Below are 15,788 nucleotides of genomic sequence, written 5' to 3'. Positions count from 1 at the left end.
TTTATTTTAATGGACGAAATCGTTTTAACTGTTCCAATAAATTCTCTTTTTCCATAATCTCAAGTTCATATTTACCAAAAAGATCGAAATGGGGGTAACCTTCCTTATAGTCAATCCACTCTTCCTTTAAGTCATACTGCTTTCCCCATTCGATGAGCTTATTAATATCGCTACATCCAACCTTAGTAACCGTTTTGCATCCTGGAAAGCGTTCATCCAACCAATAGTGAGTAAGAAAAGCGATTTCCTTGTTTTCCACTGACTGTTTCCAATTTTTTAACTCATCTCTATTAATACCAAATGCCACTGTTAAGATTCCTTCACGATTTCTTTATATTTATTGTCCCAAACTGCATCTATCTTAGCAAGTGATACCGGTCTAAAATCCTCTTTTCGAACGATGACATGCTCCGTTGTTGCTGTAGAAGACAGCGTGCCATCTGTATGTACAACTTCATAGCCATAGGTTGTTCTAAGTCTTCCATGCTTTTCAATCCAAGTGCGTACTTTCACTTTATCTCCGTACTTTACCGGTGTTTTATAATTAATATTGACATTGGTTACTGGGGATAGGTATCCATCCTTCTCTAAACCGGCATAAGAGAAACCCAAATCTTGAATAAGCTGAGTTCGCCCCATCTCTAACCAAACTAAATAGTTCGCATGATATACGACTCCCATCTGATCAGTTTCTGCGTAACGTACTTCAATTTCTTTTTCACTAATAAACATTTTGTTAGTCACCTCATGGTTTATTATACAAAAAGATAGCAAAAAAAGCTGGAAAGTGTTACTCCACAGCTTTTAAAGCCATCTCTTTTAATAGTTTCTTATTAATTTTACCTACATCTGTCCTTGGCAATTCTTCTAGAAAATAAATCTTCTTAGGAACCTTATAGCTTCCTAGCGTTACTTTACAATAATCAATCAGCTCCTGCTCTGACACAGATGAGCTAGCATAAGAAATAAAAGCAGTCACACACTCTCCCCATTTTACGTCCTCTAATCCTAGTACTGCTGCTTCCTTTACATTAGGATGCTCCGTAAGGCGTTGCTCGATCTCTAAAGGATAAATATTCTCTCCTCCTGAAATAATCATTTCCTTTTTACGTCCCACTATGAAGAAATCTCCATCCTCGTCATAAATCGCAAGGTCTCCAGTTTTTAACCAATTGCCCTCAAATGTATTTTCCGTTTCCCCATCATTATTCCAGTAGTGCTTAAAAACGTGCCTCCCTGAAACGTATAGCTCCCCTACTTCATTTGTTTGACAAGGTTCCCCATTTTCGTTTATTACTTTTACTTCATTGAATTGCATACACTTGCCTACCGTCCCCTTTTTAATCATAGCTGTCTCAGGATGGACGAAGAAGTTGTTTGGTCCTGCCTCCGTCAAACCGTAGCCTTCTTTAAACAAGATTCCAATCTCTTCAAACTTATTGTAGATAGCGTGAGGACAAGGCGCTCCACCGGATAAAAAACACTTAACTGTAGGGAAAAGCGACTTATTGATATACTCTGTTTCTAACATCGCTTGATACATCGTCGGCACAAACAAAGACAGAGTAGTCTTGTAGGAGTCCAAGTATTTTAAAGCTTCCTCTGCTTGAAACTTGTTACCTGTGACTACGGTACCCCCCGCCATTAAAATAGGTATGCATAATGCGTTAAGTCCTCCAGTATGAAACATCGGCATATAGTTTAGTGTACAGTCATCTTCGTTTAATCCCCAGCTGATGATTGTATTGATCGCATTCCAATTGACATTGTCAAAGGATAGTACTGCTCCCTTAGGACTTCCAGTTGTCCCGCCTGTATAAATAATGAGCCATGGATCATCCGGTTTCCAATCCGTGTTCTGATGAAAGTCACTATTATTGGTGAATGTTATACTCGACAAAATAATTGGTTTAAAGGTAGAGAAAAATGTACTTAAGTATCTATGCTCGTCATCATAAATGACGGCCACTGGCGAACAATCATCTAGTATATATTGTAATTCCTTGGTGCTTAACCGGAAATTTAACGGCACATAGATAAGTCCTTTTAAACCACAGGCAAACAATAATGCAAATAGTTCTATTCTATTATGAGAAAGAACCACGATTCTCTCCCCAGCTTTGAATCCTTGTTGCTCAAAATAGTTGGCCCATCCTCTTACTTGCTCCCATAATGTTTCATAGGTCCATTCCTTGCCGGTACTACTATCTATTAAAGCCTTCTTAGTTGGAGAGAGGATAGCCCTTTTATAAATCCATGCTTGTTCAGATAACATTTTGGCAACGCCCTTTCCTTACATCATGATACCGCCATCTACTTGTAGTACATGCCCGTGAACATAACTAGATTCATCAGAGGCTAAAAATAAATATGCATTTGCAATATCGCGTGGTTCTGCTAATCGTTGTAGAGCCACAACAGACTGCATCTGTTCAATAATTTTCTCAGGCATTTTCGCTACCATTTTTGTTAAAGTGAATCCAGGGGCTACTGCATTCACATTGATGCCTTTTCTTCCAAGTTCTTTTGCCCATGTCTTCGTCATTCCTACGACCGCAGCCTTTGAAGCAGCGTAATTGGTCTGACCTACATTTCCATAAACTCCACTAACGGAGGAAGTATTAATAATTTTCCCATATTGATTTGCTACCATGTGTGGAACAACTGCCTGCGTGCAATTGAATACACCTTTAAGATTGACATCTAACACTCGACTGAAATCTTCTTCTGTCATTTTAGTTAGCATGGCATCACGAGTGATCCCAGCATTATTTATCAAAATATGAATCTCTCCAAACCGTTCAATCGTTTGTTCCACCATGGCATCAACACTTTTTCGATCTGCCACATCCACTTGGATAAAGAATGCAGAATAACCTTGTTCTCTTAATTCTTTTTCTAGAGATTTGCCGGCTTGATGATCAAAGTCAGCCAAAACTACTTTAGCTCCTTCCTCAACAAACCGTTGAACAGACGCGGATCCAATACCGTTAGCGGCTCCAGTAATAATTGCTACTTTATCTTGTAGTCTCATCATTATTTTTCCCCCTTTAAAAATGGTTCGATAGCACTTAACAATTGCTCCAAATCATCAATTAAGGGAGAATGGCCGCAGTTAACCAAAGGAATATATGTAGCATTGTCACCCAAATCCGCAACGATTTCTTGTGTCATTTGCTCTGATACTACATAATCTCGATCTCCACGAAGAACAAGAACTGGTATGGTTATATCCTTGGCCTGGTTGGTTCCTTTTGCGGCTCCATTATGCTCCTTGCCAATATTAAATATATTTAAGCTGTGATACACATCAGCTAAATTTCGTTGTGTCAGCATATCGTCTAGATATTCTTCATATAATTGCTCATCCGGTTTACTTTGTGTATAGATTGCAGCATTCCAAACAGCCCTTAAGCCCTCTTTGTTTTTTGCATCATACAATCCTTGTATCGCCTTCGTTTTTGATGGGTCTTCCTCGATTTGCTCGATCGTCTGTAATCTTTCATCATAATTAGGCGTGCCATCTGCATTCGTACCAAAGAAGGGATATCCTCTTGTGGATGCTGACGCCAATAGAACCAGCTTTTCACAATACCCAGGAAAATCAGCAACAAACTGCATACATACTGCACCGCCGGTAGACCAGCCAATCAAGTCAAACTTTTTAAGGGAAAGGTGGTCGACAAAATTTTTTAGATCATTTGAAAAATCCTTTATCCCATTTACTCGTGTATGATAAGTAGAGCCTCCAAAACCTCTCATATCCAAAGCAATTACAGTAAATGAATCATCCAAAGTATCCATTAGTACATCCCAGTGCTTTGATGACGTCATATTGCCATGAACAAGTACGAGAATCTGTTTACCTCCTGCTCTTTCCCTATAAGTAATTGACTCCCCGTTTGCCAAAGTTACTTTTTGTAATGTCATGTTCATATATTTCTCCCTTCTATTCCCCATTTAATAACTATTGCTCCCCACGCATAGCCAATTCCAGCACTTACTAGAACAACAATATCTCCACTTTTTATTTTCCCTGATTTTTCAGCTAATTCCAATGATATAATTTGATCCATTTGTCCGATATGCCCATAATCACTTAAATAAATAGATTGTTCCGTATTCAAACCTAGCTCACCTAGCACATAATCATGTGCAGACCTTTTCATGTGAAGGATGGCAAGATAATCGATATCCTTGTCACTGTATCCGCTTTTCAAAAGAGCATTCCTAACAACCTTTAAAAAATTGTCCATCGATTTTTGTTCTAATCTTGTCTTCATGCCCTTGGGATCCATTACATCTAATCGATACAAACCCTTCTCCAAATGCTCAGGTGATAAAGGTTGCTTGGTTCCTCCAACAGGTACCAATACATCCTCTGAAAAAGAGCCATCTGTGATTATATCCGTCTCTAAAACAGTATTTTTCTCGTAATCTCTTTTTAAAATCATTGCTGCTCCACCTGCACCTAGGTTGAACATGAAGCGCGTCCGATCATTTGTATAGTCTATAAAGTCACTGTTCCTGTAACCTCCCGCAAGCAAAACTGTTTGGATAGAGGGGTCAGCGAGCATCATGCTCTTTGCTACTTTCATTGCCATAATAGTTGTTCCACAACGTAGCGCCACATCAAAACCCCACGCGTGAAAGGCGCCAAGCTCTTCTTGAATCTTAATGGCAGCTGTCCAAAGGGGATATTCCTTGTGCTCTTCCCCAATATAGATTATTAAATCGATAGATTTGGGATCGACATTTCCTTTTTGCAATGCTTTCTCCGCTGCCCATATTCCCATTGCAACTGTATGATCATCTTTACCTGGAATTGGCTTTTTTGAAATACCCATTTTGTTTTTGACTACTTCAATAGGGAGTTTGGAACGAAATGCGATTTCTTCAGCAGTCATTTTATCTGTTGGGATATATATCCCAGTACTGACAATCCCTATCGTCATTTTGCTAACTCCCTCCTTTTAGTAACTACTTCAGCATTACTTTTTTTGCTTTTCCTTTTCCAGAAAGCATATTGAATGGTTCCAACTATGCCTCTAGGGAAAAAAATAACGGCGAGAATATAAATAATACCGAAGAATATGATCCATCTTTCAAAAATCGGGTGTTCCTTAGCTAGCCCAGAAAGATAATGCTGTGCTAATTCAATAACTCCTGCTCCTATAATAGGACCAATAAGTGTGCCTACCCCCCCTATAATTGTCATTAATAATGCATCAAGTGTGATATCCATCGTCAGTACACTGGTATTGACAAAGCGTAACGATATCGCATATAACGATCCCGCTAGACTGGCGATTACTCCGGCAACTACTGAAGCAATTACCTTATAATAGAGCGTGTTGTATCCAAGTGACTTTGTTCTTTGTTCGTTTTCTCTAACTCCAATCAACACTTTACCTAGAGGAGAATTTACAAATCTTCTTAGGAATAGATAGACTAGGACGAGGCACCCCAATACTAATAGATAGAACACCATGCGATCTCTAAAAATTTCAGGAGCTCTAAATGTAAAGCCATCATTTCCATAGGTAAGAGTTCTCCACTTTTCGGCAAGAACAAGAAATAGTCCCGATACCGCCATTGTAAGCATGGCAAAGAAATGGCTTTTTAGACGTAGCGTTAACAATCCAACTAAAAAGCTAATAACCCCTGCAATAACCATACCTACAGCAATTGAAAGTATAAACATTCCAACTGTTGACTCAAAGTGGTTTAACATAATAGCCGTGGAATATGCTCCCATACCGAAGAACATAGCATGACCAAAGGATACAATTCCTGTATAACCGAGCAAAATATCATAGCTCATCGCTAATATGGAAAAGATGAATATTTGAGTCAGCAAAATAGTCCATGTTCGAGAGTCTGAGACAAATGGAAATATGGTAAATGCAACAATAATTAGCAACAATACGCCATGTTTAACTTGAAATGTAGATTTTAACTTCATCCTTGTATCATCCTTTCGCAGTAAACAAACCTTGCGGACGGAAGATTAATACGACTGCCATAAGCAGCATATTTACCGCAAGTGATAGAGCTGGAACATAATACGCCATGAAGCTCCCCGACAAACCTACTAAAATAGCTGCCATTAATGATCCTGGAAAGCTACCCATCCCTCCAATGACTACTACAATGAAGGCTAATATTGCATACTCCATGCCCATTTCAGCGTATACCACACCTGAATAGGGTGCCATCAAAGCACCACCTAATGCTGCAAGTGCGGCACCTGTCATAAAAACATATAAAAAAACCTTTTTTATATTTATACCTAACGCCTGCACCATTTCCTTGTTCATAACACCAGCACGTACAGTTAGACCGATTTTTGTTCGTTTTAAAATGAATTGGAAAATACCAAACACGATGAATCCAATGGTGATGATAAATAAACGATATTTAATAATGATGACATCCCCAACCTCCCAGCTGCCAGCTAACAGAGGAGGTACTTTTGCTGGAATTTGGTTTGGTCCGAAAACGACTTTCAGCATTTCAGAAAGAACAATCATGAAACCTAGAGTAATTAATATTTGCTGTACATGGTTTCCGTAAACAGGTGTGATAATTAGCTTTTCGGTTATAAATCCCAATAAAGCTCCCGTTAAAACAGCTCCTACCAGAGCTAAGGTAAAGCTATCGGTCAAACTGTAAAACCATACTCCAGAAAAAGCACCCCAGGCAAATAAGCCTCCATGCGCAAAGTTTAAGACATCCATTAACCCAAATATTAAGGTTAATCCAGCTGCCAATAAAAATATCAACATGCCAGTTGCCAATCCGTTTATCAATAAATTGATGATCAACTCCATATAGCTTCCTCCTTTACCCGATACCGAGGTATTTTCTCTTCAATTCTTCATCTTGGATTAGCTCACTCATTTGTCCTGATTGAACAGTTTCTCCATCATCGATTAGTGTGTATGTATCCCCGATTTTACTTGCCATCATAAAATTTTGTTCTACCAGGATAATAGTAGTCTGCTTCTTCATCTCTATTATTGCTTCCATCACCTTTTCAATAACGACCGGTGCAAGACCTTTTGAAGGTTCGTCTATTAAGAGAAGTTTACTTTCATTAACGAAAGCCCTAGCCATCGAAAGCATTTGTTTTTGTCCTCCGGATAAATGCCCCCCATCCTTCTTCCAATACTTTTTAAGATCTGGGAATAGCTCTAGGACATATTCCTGCCTTTCTTTTGCAGCATCGTCATCCTTTCTCATGGCTACTTTTAAATTTTCCTCAACGGTTAATGCTCCGAATATACCTTGATCCTCGGGTACATAGCCGATACCACTTGAGGCAATCTGATGAGTAGCGTGCGAGGCAATTGATGAGTCATCGTATTTTATGATTCCTTTGGAGGCGGGTGTAAGGCCCATAATCGTTTTTAAAGTGGTCGTTTTCCCTGCTCCATTTCTACCAAGCAGTACACTCACTTCTCCTTCCCTCGCTTCAAAAGAGACTCCCTGCAAAATGTGATATTGACCAATATAAGTGTGAACGTTTTCTAATTTAAGCAAGGTGCTCATCGTATAAACCTCCCAAATATGCATTTTGAACGGTTTCATTGTTCATGATTTCATCAGGGCTACCATCTGCAAGTAGCCTTCCATTGAACAAAACCATAATAGAGTCGGAGAGGTCCAAAATCATATCCATCTTATGTTCAATCAACAAAATGGTTTTGTCTCCCTTTTGTTTAATCTGCTTGATCACATCTAATATTGCTGGAACCTCCTCTAAAGACATACCGGCGGTCGGCTCATCCAACAGCAGCACCTCTGTATCTAAAGCAAGAAGCATGGCAATTTCTAATTTTCTTTTTTCCCCATGAGAAAGCTCATTCGCAAAGGCATATGCTTTTTTAGACAGTAAAACCATCTCCAACAGCTGTTCTGCCTCTTCCTGAAATTTATGGTAGCTACTAAAATGACGAAGCATTTGATAACGGACTTTCTGTTTCGATTGCACCGCAAGTCTAACATTTTCCATGACAGTGAGATTTGGGAATACATTTGTTATTTGAAAGGATCTACCTAAGCCTTGTCGCGTCCTCTCGATAGAAGAATACTTAGCCAAAGATCGACCTTTATAAAATACATCGCCTTCTGTTGGCTTCAATTCACCACTAATTAAATTAAAAAAAGTTGTCTTTCCAGCTCCATTTGGACCAATAATCGATTTGAAATGTTTTTCGGGCATAGTAAAATTCACATGGTCTACTGCAATTTGACCTCCAAATTTAATTGTCAGGTTTTCCGTTCTTAATATAGGTTCCATTCGAATTGACTCCTCTCTTAAACACTAACCTTGCTTTAGAAAAAATCTATAACAAGGTTAGTTTCATTCCTAATCCATGTTAGGCAGTCAGTTTCTTCAATTCTTTAATATCGTTACTTCTTGTTTATAATTGGTGGCTCCGTTTCTTCTGGTGACAATTCTCGAATCAGAACCGGTACTGGGTACGGGATACCATCTTGTTTTTCTAGCTTAATAGAATATAAAGATTGAAGTGCCTGATGATCTTCCGCACGGAACGTCATTTTTCCTTTTGCAGTTTCAAAAGACATACCTTCCATCAACTTAATGAGCTCATTGGCATCTGTATTACCCTCAGATTTTTTTAGTGCTTCTACGATGGCAATGGCAGCTGACATACCACCAGGAGTGAACAGATCAGGGACTTCTCCATTAAAACGTTTTTTATGCTCCTCAACTAACCAATCATTAATTTCATTGTCTGGTAATGTGTGATAATAAACCGAAAATCCCTCCATACCAATTAGCGGCTCCATAATAGATAGAGCAGGGATATCTGGTGCACCCGTAGAGATTTTTATTCCTTTATCCTGCAATTTTAAGTCAGCAATTTGGTTCCAAGGTGAGTTAGCCCCAGCCCAAACGACGAAAAGATAATCTGGTTTCGCTTGAATTACCTTTTGTAAATTAGATGTGAAATCTGTTGCAGCAGGGTCAGCGTATTCCTCTAATACGATTTCTGCCCCCAGCTTTTCAGCTGCTGCTTTAAATGCTGTGACTCCATCCCAGCCGAAGGAATAATCTGGTGCGAAGGTCGCTATCTTCACTCCTTCTTTAGCAATCGCTGCTGCTCCTGCAACTGCATCCTGAGAAGAATTACGAGCCGTACGGAATATATATGGATTAAATTCAGAACCCGTGATACTATCAGCTACAGCAGGTTCTACGATCATAATCTTTTCATATTCCTCAGCAAGTGGCAGTACAGCTAACGTATCCCCAGAACTAGAAGAACCAACTAAGAAGTCTACTTCATCCTCTTCCAAAAGCTTTGTCGCTTTTTGAACAGCAACCTCAGGTTTAGTCTCTGTATCCTCGTAAACAACCTCAATTTTCTTGCCAGCTATCTCCATTGTCCCGCCAGTCGCATACTCTAAACCAAGTTCAAAACCGTTTCTAGTTTGCTTCCCGTACGACTCAAGTGCTCCAGTCAACGAAGCAAGTACACCAATTTTAATAGTCTCGCCTTCCTGCACCTCGCCTGAAACAGGAGTAGCTTCACCTGACTCCTCACTAGTCTCAGCAGCTTCATCACTACAAGCCGCACTAAAAAATAAAACCGATAATAGCATTAGAAATAGAATCCATTTTTTCAATGTTCTTAACCTCCCAATTATTTTGTAAGCGCTCTCATGCTTCGTTTTAACTGTACAAAATCGGAGTTACAAATAAGTTGCAAAATTCTTGGCTAGGGCAATCATGTAAAATTAAAAAAGCTTCGAAAATTTTACTGTACGTAAATTTTCGAAGCCTTTTTTATGTTTTATTCGTTAGCAGATAATTCATGGTCGATAATTTCATTTATTTTTGTCTTGCCTATTGCACCATTGCTAAAGCTATTCGATTCGCGCCAGTAAACCTGTCTAAAATGAATGCCATTGTGTTAATAAAATTAGTAAAGCTCAAAAATATTTATATCCTTAAAATTTACCCATAATTGATAATCATCTCATACATTTGAATAGTCGTTTGCATAGGTTCTACGTGAAGCTCCTCGTGCAAAGTCGCTACACAGCGCTCATACCATTTAACTGCCTGCGTTCTATTTTGAAGCTGATAATAAGCAAACATGAGCAAACGATAGGCCTCTTCCCACGTATGATCTAAGTGGATAAGCTTCTGGGACCAGTAAATTGTCTTCTCAAAGTCCTTCAAACGTGTACTCGTTTGCGCTAATCTTTCTAATACCAATATATACTGTTGTTCTGTTTTCTCCCGTTCATGGGAAATCCACTCAATCGCTGGCTTTCCTTCTAATAGGCTGCCATTATAAAGTCTCACTGCCTTCGATAGGTGCTCTAATGCTAAGGAAGCATCTTTTTCAAGCATACCAAGTGTAGCGTAATCATTGAAAGTTTCTAAATCACTTCTCACCACTGACTCTGGGTTTAGCCTATACATCGATTGCTTTCGGATTATAAAATATGATTCTCCCCTAGCTTCCCTACTTGGTTCGATCACTTTAAGCAATGCGTTTAAAATAACCTTAAAATCTCGATCAGATGATTTTTCATCGGCGTTTTCTTTCCATAAGCTTCTTATTAATTCTTCCTTAGGTACAAAACGACTTTTATTCAAATATAAATAAGTAAGAAGTTCCTTCGATTTTTCCCTTTGCCACTTTCTTTCCTCTACTTCATGAATTCCCATATATAACGTAAAGGAGCCTAAAAGTTGAAGTCTTAAAGAATATCCAGGATAGGCAATCTCCTCTCGTACAACTAATTTTTCTCTCAGCGTTTGTAAAAAAGTATCTTTATTTTTGGTTAGAAGTAAGCCCTTTTTTATAAGGGGAAAATTTATCTGTAAGTCAACTGGACCAAATACTGTTTCTTTCTGTAAAAAGAAAAGAAAATTATTTTCAACACATATTTTTGCGAATGTAACCATGGAACTTATAAATAACTCATTCATTTGAAGGTCAGCATAAATACGAGAAAGCCAATAATTACTGGCCATTTCTCCGTATATATCTCCGTTTTCATAAAATAATGTTGCTGCCTCCTGACACCGTGCTTCTGCCTTATCTAAATCTTCATTTTCATAATAAACAATGGACAGACCAAGCATTATATATGCAGATAACCAATAATCATTACTTCTGATTGTTTCACGTAATCCCATTTCACCATAACTAATAGCTTCCTGAAATTTTCCTTGCCGGGACTTTAAAATGGAAAGTCCCAAGTAAGGCTCAGCTTTAGCTCTCGAAACATTCAAATCCTCCATACGTTGAACAGCTTTTAAATAAAGTGTTTCAGGAGTATGAAGGTCAAATGGATTATGTAATATTTCCGCATGACCTTTTCTAATCCATCCCACCGCTTCCACAAAGCCTGATTTTTCCTTAATGCCAGTTTCAATTCCTTTGTTAGCTGCTTTTTTCGCTTTTTCGGTGTCCCCTGTCAATGAGTAAATGAAGGAGAGCAGTAAGGCAGTTTCACGATGAGAATCCGGTATTGCTAGTTCATCCTCTAGTCTCATCTCTAAAACTCGTATAGCATCATTTAACATTCCAGTTCTTAAATATATTCGGGCATCCAAGTTACCATTTCTTAAAATAAATGGATCTAACTTTTCCCTTGTTACCCACTCACTGGCATCTTTCGACCTACCTAAATTAACTAAATTCTCCGCATGGAGTCTTTTTAGGGAATTCTGCTCGTCATTTGATATTTCTTTGCTATCATTTGCCCATTTAATAGCTTCCTCTAAAAATGATTTTGCTAATGCTGGTTGAATCGTATCTAGATAAATATGGGCAATCCCTGCATTAGCTCTGCTCATGTAAAGAATATTCTGCTTTGCCTGAGCCATTGCTAGGCACTTTTCATATGATTTCCTCGCTTTTTCATAAAACGCTCGATATCGATGACATTCCCCCTCAAAATAATAGAGTTCATAAAAATGTTCTCTTGTAGAAGGAGATAAATGATCCTTCATCAACTCCAGCAGCCAATCGAATTGACCAGCCAAAATCATGGAATTGGCGTTCGGAATAATCATCTCGGCTAAAAATTGTTCGTTTTTACATTTTACGGCGTGATATATAGCTTGCACGACGTTATTTTTCTCTTTAAAAAAACTAGCGACTTCTTTATGTGTTTCATAAAAACCTATAGAATTCGTATGGAGCCACTTATCTTCTAAAAACTGTTGAAACAAAGCGTGAAACCTATAAGTATTGGAATCACTTAACTTTTGGATAAAAGAATGACTAGAGGTTAATATCTCAAACTGAGCAAATTCTTCCTTACCAAAGAATTCATCTATTTCTTCAGCAGAAAAGACAGGAAATATACTGAAATTCAATAAAGAAAGCTGATCTTTTGGTGACATATTAGAAAATACTTCTTCAGAAAGATAGGAAAACAAATCATTAAGCGCAAATTTAGTAAGATCTGCTATCGTTTTCTGAGACTCTACTAATTGAACAGCAATCAATTGGATGGCAATCGCCCATCCCTCCGTTAGCTTTAAAATATTCTCTGCTTCCACGTTAGTAATCGACTTTTCATGATAATCTTCAAAGAACACTTGAATTTCTTCCTCGCTAAACATAAAATCCTGTTCTTTTAGCTCAACTAGTTGACCGTTTAACTTAAGCTTGAGCAACACAGTCCACTTCGGTCGAATCCGAGAAGCTATAACGAGATTAATAGAAGGAGGTAGAAATTCTATTATTTTTTCGATTACATAATTTATATGGAATACATGGTCAACTAAATGATAATCATCTAAGACAATGGTAAAAGGGGTATTAATCATGGCTAGTTCGTTACAAAATAGAGAATACCACCTAGTCAACTCTGTCTCCTTTGGGTAAATGAAATGAATATTGTCTTCTAGTAGACTACTCCCGAACGTTGGAACCACTCTTCGTATGCTATGCACTAGATAACGGAGAAAAGGAAGAATATTATCGTCCTCCTCGGATATTGAGTACCATGAAAACGCTTCCTTTGTGTCGTAGAAATATTGAGCAAGCGCAGAGCTTTTTCCAAATCCTGCACCACTATGTAAAAGACAAACCTTTTTATCTGCTTTACTTTTTAACTTTTTAATTAGAGAGGACCTTCTCATGTAATTAGAAGAAGGAATCGGTGATGTGAGCTTAGATACTAATATTGTTGGTTGTTCCATCGAATCCCCCCCTAAAGAAACCGTTTATTTAAACATATCCTAACATAAAATTTAATTGAATAGATAGATAATTACAGTTATGCTAAAATATATGAATTTTAGAAAAGGGGTTATGAAATGAGTTTTCCAATATTAAAGACAGAGAGATTAAATTTAATAGAAATAAATGAAGAGCATGTGGCTAGCATTTACTCCATTTTTTCCAATGAAGAAGTCATTCAATATTACGGAATGTCCCCATTAACTAGCATCGACCAAGCAGCAACAATGGTAAAATCCTTTGGGAATGGGTATGAGCAAAAAAGATCCATGCGTTGGGGAATCGTTTGGAGAGAAACAGGAGAATTAATCGGTACAGTAGGGTTAAATAACCTATCCTTAAATAGCAAAAGAACAGAAATCGGCTATGATTTATTGCCCGCCCATTGGAGAAAAGGAATTGTGACGGAAGCTGTAGAAGCCGTGATTGATTATTGCTTTAATGAATTAAAACTTTTTCGTATAGGGGCTGTAACCTTCCCTCAAAATGAAGCATCATTCGCCTTACTCTTAAAAATGGGCTTTGAAAAAGAAGGTGTCTTAAAAGGTTATCTATATCAAGATACCGAATCACATGACGCTTTTATTTTTTCTATTACCCAGCCTGAATGGAAGAAATAAGTAAGAAACTTATATTAGCTTTTTCATGATAAAAACTTCAAGTAAAAAGCAGGGAGGAAAATAAAATTGAGATTATCTGAATTCCATCCAATTTTCTATCACCTACGTATTCAACAGAAAAGATTAGTCAGGTCGATAATCAATTTACAAGATGTGCAAAAGCTAGCTACCAGCAAGTTACTGTCAACCACATTTCCATACACCTGCAAAAAACACCAATCATTGTTGAGAAGGACATTAGGTGAAAGCGACCCTCAATTGCAAGAAAACAAAATAACAAACTTGAAGATTGCTTCTAGTAAAATAGATGGAATCATTATCAAACCTGGTGAGATTGTTTCCTTTTGGAAGCTTGTTGGAAAAGCTACAAAAGCAAAAGGCTATATTGAAGGCATGCAGCTCTCCAGAGGAGAGGTGAAGAAGGGAATTGGCGGTGGGATATGTCAGCTTGCAAACCTCTTATATTGGATGGTGCTACACACACCTCTTGTTGTTACCGAAAGACATCATCATAGCTTTGATCCTTTTCCTGATTCGGGACGTACGCTTCCTTTTGGTAGTGGAGCCAGTGTTTTTTACAATTACGTTGATTTACGATTTTATAATCCGACACCTAGCTCATTTCAAATAAAGGTTTGGGTAACGGATAAACACTTGAAGGGTGCCATTTTCTCCAAAGAAGAAATGCCATATTCCTATCATATTGATGAAAGAAATCATCAGTTTTTAAAACAAAACGGGAAAAACTTTCGTCAAAACGAGATTTGGAGAAAGACTATAGATAAAAGAACAGGTCAAATGATAAAAGAAGAGTTGCTAATCCATAACTTTTCGGAAGTGAAGTACCCTATACCAGATTTAGCTCATGTAGAGAATTGTTAAAGAATAAGGCTATGATAAAGGGTAGGGTTGATTTATGATCCAAAGAAATCTTAGATCAGAGAGTAGCATTGATTTTTCGCACCAGCCGGACGCTTTCCTCGGGGTGAGCGATAAGCCATCACCCATCGCTTACGCGCATGGTTGTGATGTCTTATCTGTCTCACTCATCCCGTAGGAGTCGCCGTCTGGGGCTCCAATCAATAAATGGGAACAGCTTTAGCATCGAGAAAGCGCTAATAAATTTACTCGCATAAACAAAGCCAAAAAACTGTACCCAATCCCATTTTCATAATCTATTTATAATCATAATAGTCATTTGAATGTCCCTTTGATAATGTTTACAGTCACTATAGAATTGTTAGTCAAAACCAACCAATAACTTTAACAAAGCTAAGAATAAATAAATCTTAGACACAGTTGTTTAATGAAATCGACAATATAAAAGATAAGATTTGTACCATATAGTTTCGTATATTTTTGCTCTAGGTGGAAGCTTTTGGGTGTGTTATGATCTGTTATCTACTTAACTCCCTTGCTAGTTACCACCTACCTCTACAAACCTATATAAACGAAATGTTCATTCATAGTTGGGAGTTAACCAACCAAAAATGTTGTAGAGCTGCTCTTATTGAAATATCCATTCGTTATACTCGCCTCTTTTTTTCTGTAGCTGCCAATCCGTTTTTAAAAAGTAATTGTTAAATTCAGAAGCAACTGGGCAGAGAGCAAGAATAGGTGCAGCCTTTATAAAAAGTAACATTTTTTTTAAAATCCCTTTACCACGATGCTCTTTGCTTATAGCGAATTGATAAAGCGAGATAGTATTATTTGTTTTCTTTGGATAAAACCGCATCGCTCCAACTATTTCACCATCTACTACTGCTACAACCATTTGATTTCTTCTAATGGCTGCTTGTATGCCAAGAGGACACAAAAACTCAGCGGAGTATAGCTCGCTGCTAATAGGATTTAAATGCTCTATAAAAAAGGAATTTACTTTATGTATTTCAGTTGGTGAAGCCATTATTATCCTCATTCA

The 15,788-nt window shown here is 37.9% G+C and carries 15 protein-coding genes; 2 read left to right on the top strand and 13 right to left on the bottom strand.

Going from position 1 to position 15,788, the window contains the following annotated elements; all coding sequences use genetic code 11:
• Position 1: 1 nt before the first annotated feature.
• From NSQ95_RS09305 to NSQ95_RS09250, 12 genes are all read right to left on the bottom strand, one after another.
• On the bottom strand, positions 2-307 hold the full coding sequence (locus NSQ95_RS09305; protein WP_342560747.1) for a hypothetical protein: 306 nt from the start codon (positions 305-307) through the stop codon (positions 2-4).
• 2 nt (positions 308-309) lie between these two features.
• Positions 310-732 (bottom strand): thioesterase family protein, encoded by a 423-nt coding sequence (locus NSQ95_RS09300; RefSeq protein ID WP_342560746.1) that lies wholly within the window; start codon positions 730-732, stop codon positions 310-312.
• Positions 733-790: 58 nt separating this feature from the next.
• On the bottom strand, positions 791-2,275 hold the full coding sequence (locus NSQ95_RS09295; RefSeq protein ID WP_342560745.1) for an AMP-binding protein: 1,485 nt from the start codon (positions 2,273-2,275) through the stop codon (positions 791-793).
• 18 nt (positions 2,276-2,293) lie between these two features.
• On the bottom strand, positions 2,294-3,034 hold the full coding sequence (gene fabG / locus NSQ95_RS09290; RefSeq protein WP_342560805.1) for a 3-oxoacyl-ACP reductase FabG: 741 nt from the start codon (positions 3,032-3,034) through the stop codon (positions 2,294-2,296).
• 2 nt (positions 3,035-3,036) lie between these two features.
• The gene (locus NSQ95_RS09285) at positions 3,037-3,930 is read right to left on the bottom strand and encodes an alpha/beta hydrolase (RefSeq protein WP_342560804.1); all 894 of its coding nucleotides are present in this window, start codon (positions 3,928-3,930) and stop codon (positions 3,037-3,039) included.
• Between the two features lie 2 nt (positions 3,931-3,932).
• Positions 3,933-4,955, bottom strand: a complete 1,023-nt coding sequence (locus NSQ95_RS09280) for a 3-oxoacyl-ACP synthase (protein WP_342560744.1) — start codon at positions 4,953-4,955, stop codon at positions 3,933-3,935.
• The gene (locus NSQ95_RS09275) at positions 4,952-5,965 is read right to left on the bottom strand and encodes a branched-chain amino acid ABC transporter permease (protein ID WP_342560743.1); all 1,014 of its coding nucleotides are present in this window, start codon (positions 5,963-5,965) and stop codon (positions 4,952-4,954) included. The genes NSQ95_RS09280 and NSQ95_RS09275 overlap by 4 nt, the downstream gene beginning before the upstream one ends.
• Before the next feature lie 7 nt (positions 5,966-5,972).
• Positions 5,973-6,833 carry a branched-chain amino acid ABC transporter permease gene (locus NSQ95_RS09270; protein WP_298473158.1) on the bottom strand — a complete coding sequence of 287 codons (861 nt, stop codon included), beginning with the start codon at positions 6,831-6,833 and terminating at the stop codon, positions 5,973-5,975.
• 13 nt (positions 6,834-6,846) lie between these two features.
• Entirely contained in the window at positions 6,847-7,554 is a 708-nt protein-coding gene (locus NSQ95_RS09265) for an ABC transporter ATP-binding protein (protein WP_298473162.1), read from the bottom strand.
• Positions 7,538-8,305 carry an ABC transporter ATP-binding protein gene (locus NSQ95_RS09260; RefSeq protein ID WP_298473165.1) on the bottom strand — a complete coding sequence of 256 codons (768 nt, stop codon included), beginning with the start codon at positions 8,303-8,305 and terminating at the stop codon, positions 7,538-7,540. Before NSQ95_RS09260 ends, NSQ95_RS09265 begins: the two co-directional genes overlap by 17 nt.
• A gap of 113 nt (positions 8,306-8,418) precedes the next feature.
• Positions 8,419-9,636, bottom strand: a complete 1,218-nt coding sequence (locus NSQ95_RS09255) for a substrate-binding domain-containing protein (RefSeq protein ID WP_342560803.1) — start codon at positions 9,634-9,636, stop codon at positions 8,419-8,421.
• 355 nt (positions 9,637-9,991) lie between these two features.
• Positions 9,992-13,207 (bottom strand): BTAD domain-containing putative transcriptional regulator, encoded by a 3,216-nt coding sequence (locus tag NSQ95_RS09250; protein WP_342560742.1) that lies wholly within the window; start codon positions 13,205-13,207, stop codon positions 9,992-9,994.
• 117 nt (positions 13,208-13,324) lie between these two features.
• Between NSQ95_RS09250 and NSQ95_RS09245 the strand changes: the two genes are divergently transcribed.
• Together NSQ95_RS09245 and NSQ95_RS09240 are read left to right on the top strand one after the other, a co-directional pair.
• Positions 13,325-13,867 (top strand): GNAT family N-acetyltransferase, encoded by a 543-nt coding sequence (locus NSQ95_RS09245; RefSeq protein WP_342560741.1) that lies wholly within the window; start codon positions 13,325-13,327, stop codon positions 13,865-13,867.
• A 66-nt stretch (positions 13,868-13,933) separates the two neighbouring features.
• A complete protein-coding gene (locus NSQ95_RS09240) occupies positions 13,934-14,749 on the top strand; it encodes a VanW family protein (protein ID WP_342560740.1) in 816 nt (271 codons plus the stop codon).
• 625 nt (positions 14,750-15,374) lie between these two features.
• On the opposite strand, the gene NSQ95_RS09235 is transcribed toward NSQ95_RS09240, so the two are convergent.
• Positions 15,375-15,785, bottom strand: coding sequence for a GNAT family N-acetyltransferase (locus tag NSQ95_RS09235; protein ID WP_340883570.1), 411 nt, complete (start codon positions 15,783-15,785; stop codon positions 15,375-15,377).
• Positions 15,786-15,788: the final 3 nt, after the last annotated feature.

Source organism: Psychrobacillus sp. FSL W7-1457, from assembly GCF_038593405.1.
GTDB lineage: Bacteria > Bacillota > Bacilli > Bacillales_A > Planococcaceae > Psychrobacillus.
This window is presented reverse-complemented; position numbering and strand designations above follow the sequence as displayed.

What these genes read in the sequence shown, in the direction of transcription:
- NSQ95_RS09300 (WP_342560746.1), bottom strand. Translation starts at nt 732, where the DNA reads ATGTTTATTAGTGAAAAAGAAATTGAAGTACGTTACGCAGAAACTGAT.
- NSQ95_RS09295 (WP_342560745.1), bottom strand. Translation starts at nt 2,275, where the DNA reads ATGTTATCTGAACAAGCATGGATTTATAAAAGGGCTATCCTCTCTCCA.
- fabG (WP_342560805.1), bottom strand. Translation starts at nt 3,034, where the DNA reads ATGAGACTACAAGATAAAGTAGCAATTATTACTGGAGCCGCTAACGGT.
- NSQ95_RS09285 (WP_342560804.1), bottom strand. Translation starts at nt 3,930, where the DNA reads ATGACATTACAAAAAGTAACTTTGGCAAACGGGGAGTCAATTACTTAT.
- NSQ95_RS09280 (WP_342560744.1), bottom strand. Translation starts at nt 4,955, where the DNA reads ATGACGATAGGGATTGTCAGTACTGGGATATATATCCCAACAGATAAA.
- NSQ95_RS09275 (WP_342560743.1), bottom strand. Translation starts at nt 5,965, where the DNA reads ATGAAGTTAAAATCTACATTTCAAGTTAAACATGGCGTATTGTTGCTA.
- NSQ95_RS09270 (WP_298473158.1), bottom strand. Translation starts at nt 6,833, where the DNA reads ATGGAGTTGATCATCAATTTATTGATAAACGGATTGGCAACTGGCATG.
- NSQ95_RS09265 (WP_298473162.1), bottom strand. Translation starts at nt 7,554, where the DNA reads ATGAGCACCTTGCTTAAATTAGAAAACGTTCACACTTATATTGGTCAA.
- NSQ95_RS09260 (WP_298473165.1), bottom strand. Translation starts at nt 8,305, where the DNA reads ATGGAACCTATATTAAGAACGGAAAACCTGACAATTAAATTTGGAGGT.
- NSQ95_RS09255 (WP_342560803.1), bottom strand. Translation starts at nt 9,636, where the DNA reads ATGCTATTATCGGTTTTATTTTTTAGTGCGGCTTGTAGTGATGAAGCT.
- NSQ95_RS09250 (WP_342560742.1), bottom strand. Translation starts at nt 13,207, where the DNA reads ATGGAACAACCAACAATATTAGTATCTAAGCTCACATCACCGATTCCT.
- NSQ95_RS09245 (WP_342560741.1), top strand. Translation starts at nt 13,325, where the DNA reads ATGAGTTTTCCAATATTAAAGACAGAGAGATTAAATTTAATAGAAATA.
- NSQ95_RS09235 (WP_340883570.1), bottom strand. Translation starts at nt 15,785, where the DNA reads ATGAGGATAATAATGGCTTCACCAACTGAAATACATAAAGTAAATTCC.